At 42.1% G+C, this 6427-nt stretch carries 4 protein-coding genes and 2 pseudogenes; 5 read left to right on the plus strand and 1 reads right to left on the minus strand.

From position 1 onward, the window contains the following. Positions 1-19 precede the first annotated feature (19 nt). The 5 genes and pseudogenes from tnpC to EO98_RS07285 all read left to right on the plus strand — a co-directional run bounded on the left by tnpC (position 20) and on the right by EO98_RS07285 (position 6154). A pseudogene (gene tnpC / locus EO98_RS07270) lies at positions 20-1447 on the plus strand (IS66 family transposase). 685 nt (positions 1448-2132) lie between these two features. Continuing rightward, positions 2133-2285, plus strand: coding sequence for a hypothetical protein (locus tag EO98_RS18345; RefSeq protein ID WP_156161058.1), 153 nt, complete (start codon positions 2133-2135; stop codon positions 2283-2285). 323 nt (positions 2286-2608) lie between these two features. After that, on the plus strand, positions 2609-3139 hold the full coding sequence (locus tag EO98_RS07275; RefSeq protein WP_052733543.1) for an Ig-like domain-containing protein: 531 nt from the start codon (positions 2609-2611) through the stop codon (positions 3137-3139). 463 nt (positions 3140-3602) lie between these two features. Further along, positions 3603-5111, plus strand: a complete 1509-nt coding sequence (locus EO98_RS07280; protein ID WP_048139185.1) for a serine--tRNA ligase — start codon at positions 3603-3605, stop codon at positions 5109-5111. A gap of 428 nt (positions 5112-5539) precedes the next feature. Next, positions 5540-6154: a 30S ribosomal protein S3ae gene (locus EO98_RS07285; protein WP_048133703.1), complete on the plus strand. Its 615-nt coding sequence runs from the start codon at positions 5540-5542 to the stop codon at positions 6152-6154. A gap of 138 nt (positions 6155-6292) precedes the next feature. Here the strand turns inward: EO98_RS07285 and EO98_RS18350 are convergent. After that, a pseudogene (locus EO98_RS18350) lies at positions 6293-6427 on the minus strand (IS110 family transposase); the annotation flags it as partial.

The raw sequence follows: 6427 nt of genomic DNA on the forward strand, positions 1-6427 counted from the left end.
ATGATTTCTTTTTTCAGTTGTGAAACGTGAAGAGATTCTTGCTTTGTGTGCTTCAACCCCTGAAGTTATTGCTTACATTGTGAGTCTTGAATCTCAAATTAAAGAACTCACTGAAAGATTGATAGCCTTAGAATCTCGTTTAAACCAAAACAGTCGTAACAGCAGTAGACATCCTTCTACTGATTTCTTTATCAAAGAGAAACCTAATCCTAAGAGTCTCCGCAAAAAGAGTGGCAAGAAAGCTGGAGGTCAAGAAGGTCATCAAGGGACAACTCTTGAAATGACTAATGATCCTGATTAGATAATAGAACATTCTTTGAGTTGCTGTGAAGAATGTGGACATACTCTTGAGAATGTTGAAGCTGAAGCTTATGAGAGAAGACAAGTCTTTGATATCCCTCCTGTAAATCTAGTTGTTACAGAACATCGAAGTCAGATTAAGACCTGTCCTCACTGTGGAAGATCAAATAAAGCTGTTTTTCCTGAACCTGTGAAATATCCAGTTCAGTATGGCCCTAATATTTTAGCTTCAGCTATTTACTGTAAAAACTACCAGTTTATCCCATATGAAAGGATTTCTGAGTTTTTTGATGACGTTATGGGGATAAAAATCTGTCCTGCTACGATAATTAGAGCAGAAAAAGATTGTTTCCAGAATTTAGAAGAATTTGAAAACGTGATTAGGGAGAAGTTACTAACTTCTCCTGTTATCCATTGTGATGAAACTGGGATGAAAGTTAAGGGAGAAAGGCATTGGCTTCATGTAGCTTCCAATGACAAATACACATGGTATTTCGCTCATCCAAAAAGAGGGTCAGAAGCAATGGATTATATGGGAATTCTTCCCGCATTTAAGGGAGTAGCAGTTCACGATGGATGGAAACCATATAACACCTATGATTGTGATCACGCTCTTTGCAATGCTCATCTACAGAGAGAACTTACCGGAATTGAAGAGAACTATAAACAGCAGTGGGCTAAAGAAATGAATGAACTGCTCACTGATATGAAAAACTATACTGATGAGTGTAAAGAGCAAAGTCAAGAGTTAGATTTTGAGCAAATTAAAGCATTGGAAGAAAGGTTCGATGCTATCATCATGAAAGGAATTGAAGAAAATCCACCTTCTCTAAATCCTCAAAAACAAGGAAAACGTGGTATAAATCCAAAAACAAAAGCAAGGAATCTACTTGATAGGTTTATAGAATACAAGGAACCGATTCTAAGATTCCTAACAGATTTGAAAGTTCCATTTGAGAATAACCAGGCAGAAAGAGATATTAGGATGATGAAACTACAGCAAAAAATATCGGGAACTTTCAGAACAATACAAGGAGCGGAAGCTTTCTCCAGAATTAGAGCTTATGTTTCTACAATAAGGAAGAATGGTTTACCTGTTTTAGAGGGTATTCTCGCGGCGCTCAAAGGAGCGCCGCTATTATCCTGAGAATTGTAGCAGTTTGCTGAAAAAACATACTTTTTTTATCAGTGGCTGAATAGTTACAAAAGCTCTTAAGAATATAGTCACCAAAGAGGAAGGGAAAAACCTTTTTTCCCTCCTCTCAAAACGGGAAAAATGGATAGTTCAAAACAGAACTAATTGTGGAGCGATTTGAGCCCGTCTCTGAGGACTGGACTTCTCAATAATACAAAAATGTTTTTCGAGATGGACTGAAAGGCATCCGTTTTGCTCTTTTTTCCGGTTATTCTTCCGATCTCTTTTGTTATCAATAACAGTCAATAATGGCAATCAGTTTATTTAACCGGTTTATTTAGCGGCAAATATATATATTGCTGACAATATAATCAGTGGTGCATATTTGAAATAAACACGTTATTCAAATTCAAAACTGGAGGGGGATTTCCTGTTTTGCTCAGGATTGGTGAACATTCATTTTTCCAGTGAACATCGATTCTTCAGCCAGGAGAAAACCGGGGGAGATAAGAGTACAGGTGAATATAAATTTGAAGCTGCTGCAAATTGTCATTCGAAGTATTTGCCACTGCTGCAATAAAATACAGTTGTAAAGACTTCTCTTAATCAGGGTAGATTAAGGTTGAATAAGTAAAAAAAGTAGCATATTAAAGGGGGTATCAAACTGACGAAGAAACATATTCTTGGTGGTCTGTTAATGGGGTCAGCCGCCGGAGTTGCTGCGGGTGTGGTTGCCGGAGTTACGATGAAGTATACTTATGATAAATATATTCAGGAGCAACTGCATAAACAATTAAAATCCATTTTCTATGAAGTCTCCAGAAGACATCAGAAATGCCTCATTATATAATAGTAAGTATTCCGAAAGAAACACTCTATTCAAATTCAAAACTAACTGAAATTTTCTGTCCTGTTCTGGATTGATAAACACGGCTTTGTCCGGTGAACATCTATTTTCCGGTTAGGACAAAACCAGGGGGAGATAAATAATGCCAAGTTTAAAGGGTTGCTGTAAATTGTCATTAGGAGCAATTGCCATTGCTGCAATAATATATACAATTAAAAAGGCTCCTCTAAAGGGTAGGGGTAAGATTAAGGTTGAATAAGTAAAAAAAGTAGCATACTAAAGGGGGTATCAAACTGACGAGGAAACATATACTTGGTGGTCTATTAATGGGGTCAGCCGCCGGAGCTGCTGCGGGTGTGGTTGCCGGAGTTGCTGCGGGTGTGGTTGCCGGAGTTACGATGAAGTATACTTACGATAAATATATTCAGGAGCAACAAGTGCACAAAAAACTCAAATCCATTCCCATAAAGGTGTTTAAACGCGGCCCGTTTCCTGTTACAGTGAAGTCTGTTTATCCGGATCGTCAAACCTTTTCTCATAACCTGAAATCCCCGATCTGGATTGAATTCGATGCACCTATAGACAGTTCTACTGTCACGAAAGATACGGTAATAGTCAAAAGCTCAGTGTCCGACGAGCCTGTAGAAGGTTTCCTTGATGCAGGTAATAGGATTCTGATGTTCCGGCCGTATGGGAAATATCCTGTAGAAAATGGTGGAGCTAAAGTCTCTATTACATTGATAGGAACCGATACCGGATCGGGAGCTATCACTGATACAAAAGGTGTTCTCCTTGATGGAGATAAGGACGGCAAAGCAGGTGGAGATTTCGAATACAAGTTCAGTATTATGAGGTGACAAAACATCCTCTGAAAAACTCTTCTCTAAAAAACTCTTCTCTAAAAAACTCTTCTAATTCTTCTTTTTAGTTTTTCATTTTAGTTCTTTTTTAGTTCTTCTTTTAAATTCTTCTTTTAGTGTAATAATTCAGGATATATCCATAAAACCTGTGAACACCAACTACAGAATAGAGAGATTTTATGTCTCCTCTTCAAATTGAGTTGAAAGTCAGAGCTTTCCATTCAATTTGAAGAATATACATAATTTACAAAAATTTTACTAAATGCCTGTGCAGTTAACAGTTTTTTATAAAAGATAACTATTTAAATAGTTAGTAAGTTTCTTATCTAGATAAAAAGAGTAGGCAGGTTACAGGCATCTATATCTATTTTTATATCCGAAATAGAGGTTTGAAGTTCTGCTGACATTCTTTCTAGATTCACAATCACACTATCCAGTATAATTAAAAGAGGCTCAAACCTTGGAATTACAATTCAAACTCAAAGCTTATTTTAAAACAGGTGCAGACCCTGCTCCCGCAAAGGAGGCTGTGACTGCACTTTTTGAAGAGGCAAACAATACTCTTCTTACCAGAGGGGCACCTGAAGGGCAGGGAGCAAAAATTACTGAATGGAAGCTCGGGGAAGACAGGATAGAGCTTGTGCTCGAATCCGGAAGGTATGTCAGAGTGCATGATGCCGTTCTGAGGCTGAAGAAAGTGCTGGTCGAGGCGCTTGGAAAGAGGTACAGGATAGGGATCAGGGGGGTTGAGGTCGAGTCTTTTATCATTCAGGTGCCGGCTGAGCGGGAACTCAGGATGCTGAAGGTCCCCTATATTAAGAGCATGGAAAATATCGAAGGCGGGATCGTACTCGAGCTTGAAGTAGGGGAGGCTGAGATGAAGAACAGGGTTCCGGACCGAATCCTGACCCTGCTCGAGGAAAAAATCGACGCTGCCCGGTATGGAGCAAAGGCTGAGCACTGGAACCTTATCTGGCAGAGAGAGCCTATGGAGCACCCCTTCAAGGAAGACCCGACCCAGGCGATGCTGAAGGAAGGCTGGCTCAAGAGAGGAGCAAGCCGCGGGCAGTGGATCCATGGCCCTCAGTCCACAAAGGTGTTCCGGACATTTGAAAAGATTGTCTTTGACGAACTCCTTGAGCCCCTGGGGTACAGGGAAATGATTTTTCCGAAACTGGTCCCCTGGGAAGTCTGGATGAAGTCCGGGCATGCCAAGGGTGTTTACCCTGAGATCTATTATGTCTGCCCTCCGAAGACAAGGGACCCTGAGTACTGGGAAGATGTCGCAGACTACTATAAGGTCACCCATGAGGTCCCGACAAAGCTCATTAAAGAAAAGATCGGAGAACCCATAGGCGGCATGTGTTACGCTCAGTGCCCTCCTTTCTGGATGTATGTAACAGGCGAAACTCTTCCTAATGACGGGATTCCTGTAAAAGTCTTTGACAGGTCCGGGACCTCGCACAGGTACGAAAGCGGTGGGATCCACGGGATTGAAAGGGTAGATGAATTCCACAGGATAGAAATCGTCTGGATCGGGACAAAGGAAGAGGTAATAAAGTGTGCAGAAGAGCTGCATGAGCGCTACATGCACATCTTCAATGATATCCTGGACATCGAATGGAGAAAAGCAAAGGTTACCCCCTGGTTCATGGCACAGGAAGGGCTGCTCGGGCTTGCCGAAGGGAATGTTGTAGGAACGACTGACTACGAAGCCTGCCTGCCTTACCGCGGGGAGAACGGCGAATGGCTCGAGTTCCAGAACGTAAGCATCAATGGGGACAAGTATCCCAAAGGCTTCAATGTAAAGCTGCAGTCCGGAGAAGAACTCTGGTCCGGGTGCTCGGGTGTAGGGCTTGAAAGGTGGGCTGCGGTTTTCCTGGCCCAGAAAGGGCTTGACCCTGAGAGCTGGCCTGAAGAGTTCAGGAAGAGAGTAGGTGAGTTGCCGGAAGGCATCCGCTTCCTCTAAACTTTTTTTTCTTTTCCCCCGGATGCAAATAACAGGACAGAAAGCGTTTCTGACCGATTTATTTATATATGGAAATGATATGTATAGTGAGCCATTAACTAGTTAGTATCCGTTAATTTCTGAGGATTTCTGGCCGATTTCCGGTCACACTTTTGACTATAAGGAGCCTGTGGCTGTCGGCAGATGGGATGGGGCCCGAGTCCGGAAACGCCAAGAGGCTCAGAGATTTTTGATATATGCAAAGACAAGGTACTGAAAGAGCAAACCTGCGGCAGTGTAAAACCTGTGCAGAAACGCCTGAAAACCTTTCACATTCATTGATTATGGAAAAGCTCACTTGAGCATCCGGAAGACAAAAACCTGAGATTGCCTGAGGGCATCAGGACAAAATCAAACTACACATAACGAGTATACTTCGGAGGAATTACGTGGCAAGAAAGAAAGTACAAAGAAAGCTTGACGGATGGAAATCCAAGGAATGGTACAATATTGAAGCCCCGGTTTACTTAAACAGGGCTATTGTCGGAAACACAATGGCAGGAGATCCTTCTCTGCTCTTAGGCCGCAATGTTGAGACTACAGTTGGGGAACTCACCAACGACATGAGCAAAAACAACACAAAGGTCATCCTCAGGATCAACAACGTCGTCGGAGACATTGCAACTACCGACCTCATGGGCCACGAACTCACAACCGACTACATCCGCTCAATCGTTAAGAGGCAGACTTCCAGGATCGACGCCAATGTCGATGTTAAAACCAAAGACGGCTACGTTATCCGCGTAAAGCCAACCTGCTTCACCATCAAGAGAGCACGCTCAAGCCAGATTAAAGCCATCAGGGAAATGATGGTCGAGATCGTCAAAAAGCGAGCCTCTGAATCCGATTTCGAGACCTTCATGCAGGAAGCAATCCTTGGCAGGCTCTCAGCAACCATTTACAGGCAGGCCAAGTTCATCTACCCTCTCCGCAGAGTAGAGATCAGAAAGACCGAAGTCGAAAAAATGCCCGCAGCAGCTGCACCTGCACCTGCAGCAGCATAATTATTTTCAAAAGATATTTCTGCCGCAATTGCGGCAGAGCCTTTTTTGACCTTACAAATTCTTTTTTTGTGATCTGTTAAATACTTTTTTTGTGATCTGTTAAATACTTTGGCATGAAAGTACATGAGGATATCTTCCTCACGTGCTCTCTCGTTCCTTTTTTCCCATAATTGGGATAATTCCACTAATTATTGTTATCCTTTCATCAACCGAGAATATCTCGGTTTCCACAATCTTCCTCTTTTGAACTTCTCCCTTTTGATATCCTGTTTC

Source organism: Methanosarcina sp. 2.H.T.1A.6 (assembly GCF_000979455.1).
GTDB lineage: Archaea > Halobacteriota > Methanosarcinia > Methanosarcinales > Methanosarcinaceae > Methanosarcina.